Genomic DNA, 1,842 nt, shown 5'->3' on the forward strand with positions numbered 1-1,842 from the left:
TTTCTAAAGCTCAAACTACAGAATTGTTTTTTGAACAGGCAACGATGTTCTTGAAGAAAAATGTTACACCAGAGGGTAAGGTAGATTACTTTTCTATCAAGAAAAGTCCCGGAGAACTTGTTTATATTTTGAGCAATATAGAAAAACTAGACACTAAATTCAGCGATAAAAAAGTAGCAAAAGCATTCTGGATTAATGTTTATAACTTACGTGTAATTAAGAGTGTAGTTGATAAATTCCCAATTGAGTCAGTTGAAAAAGTTCCAGGATTTTTTAGTACTGAAACTTTTATGGTAGGAAATCAAGAATTAACTTTAGACGATATTGAAAATGTTATCTTAAGAGATTTATTTTTTGATCCTGCAATACATTTTGCACTAACAAGTGCTGCAAATGGTGGCGCACCTTTGTTAAATACTGCTTATTTACCAACAACAGTTGATGAGCAAATAAAAGCAAGAGCAACATTAGTAATAAATTCTAAGTATTACTTTTATGTTGATAAAGAAAATAAAATTATTGAATTACCAAAAATATTTGAATGGTACAAAAAAGATTTTGCAGTAAACTATTTTAATGAAATTGACTTCATTAATCTATTCTTAGAGAAAAAAATAGATAATAAGTTGACTGTAAAAACGTATGAATTTGATTGGACTTTAAATAAAATATAATCCTATACGGCCCTACCGCTGTGTAGGGCAAATAGAATTATATGAAAAAAAAATATTGCATTCTTACATTATTATTGTTACTATGTTTTACACCTGCTAAAGCACAAAAAACATATTTAAAAAATTATTACGATAACGGAAAACTAAGTTCTGAGGGTTGGGTAAACCAAAACAAAAAAACAGATTACTGGTTCTTTTATCACAAAAACGGCAACAAGAAAGAAGAAGGACATTACTTTAACGATAAAAAAACAAAGTGGTGGATTGTATATGATGTCAACGGTAAAATTCAAAGAAAAATTGAATTTAATAACAATCTTGAAAATGGCTTAAGCATTTTTTACAACGAAGGTAAAATTTATAAAGCAGCAAGATACAATGCCGGATCTAAAATAAAAGAATGGACATCCATAGCTAGTTACAAAAAAGACAATCCATAATACAATGAAAATAATTAAAGTAATCATACCTGCATATAACGAGGAACATGCTATTGAACATGTGATTCAAGAAATTCCGAGTTATGTAGCCGAAATAATAGTAATCAATAACAATTCTACTGATGACACGGTAGCAGTAGCTCAAAAAGCTGGTGCTACTGTATTATCAGAAAATAAAAAAGGATATGGTTATGCCTGTTTAAAAGGACTTGATTACATAAATACTACTCCCAATACACCCGATATCGTTGTTTTTCTTGACGGTGATTATTCTGATTACCCTGAAGATCTTTCTAAATTAATTGCTCCCATCTTAAATAATACCGCTGATTTTGTCATTGGCGCAAGAGTCCCTGAGTTAAGAGAAAGTGGATCGATGACACCGCAACAAATTTTTGGAAATAGACTAGCCACTGTGTTAATGCGTCTTTTTTTTAGATCTAAATTTACTGATTTAGGACCGTTTAGAGCCATAAAATACAGCACTTTACAGTCACTCAATATGGTAGATAAAACCTATGGTTGGACTGTTGAAATGCAATTGAAAGTACTTAAAAAAAATATTAGTTATACTGAAATCCCTGTTCGATACAAAAATAGAATTGGAGTTTCAAAAGTATCCGGTACTGTAAAAGGAACTATTATGGCAGGAGTTAAAATTATTAGTTGGATTATTAAATACGCTTTCAAATAATATGTTAGTACTATCTTATATCATCCTATTTTTT

3 protein-coding genes are annotated in these 1,842 nt (G+C 30.0%); all 3 read left to right on the forward strand.

What is annotated here, in order from left to right; genetic code table 11:
• Positions 1-674, forward strand: a 674-nt coding sequence (locus FPG59_RS15780) for a DUF547 domain-containing protein (RefSeq protein ID WP_086455491.1), incomplete at its 5' end; no start/stop codon positions are given.
• 41 nt (positions 675-715) lie between these two features.
• Positions 716-1,114, forward strand: coding sequence for a toxin-antitoxin system YwqK family antitoxin (locus FPG59_RS15785; protein ID WP_086455492.1), 399 nt, complete (start codon positions 716-718; stop codon positions 1,112-1,114).
• A gap of 4 nt (positions 1,115-1,118) precedes the next feature.
• Positions 1,119-1,808 carry a glycosyltransferase family 2 protein gene (locus FPG59_RS15790; protein WP_086455493.1) on the forward strand — a complete coding sequence of 230 codons (690 nt, stop codon included), beginning with the start codon at positions 1,119-1,121 and terminating at the stop codon, positions 1,806-1,808.
• Positions 1,809-1,842: the final 34 nt, after the last annotated feature.

Origin of the sequence: Flavobacterium sp. FPG59 (assembly GCF_002150205.1) — a bacterium.
Lineage (GTDB): Bacteria > Bacteroidota > Bacteroidia > Flavobacteriales > Flavobacteriaceae > Flavobacterium.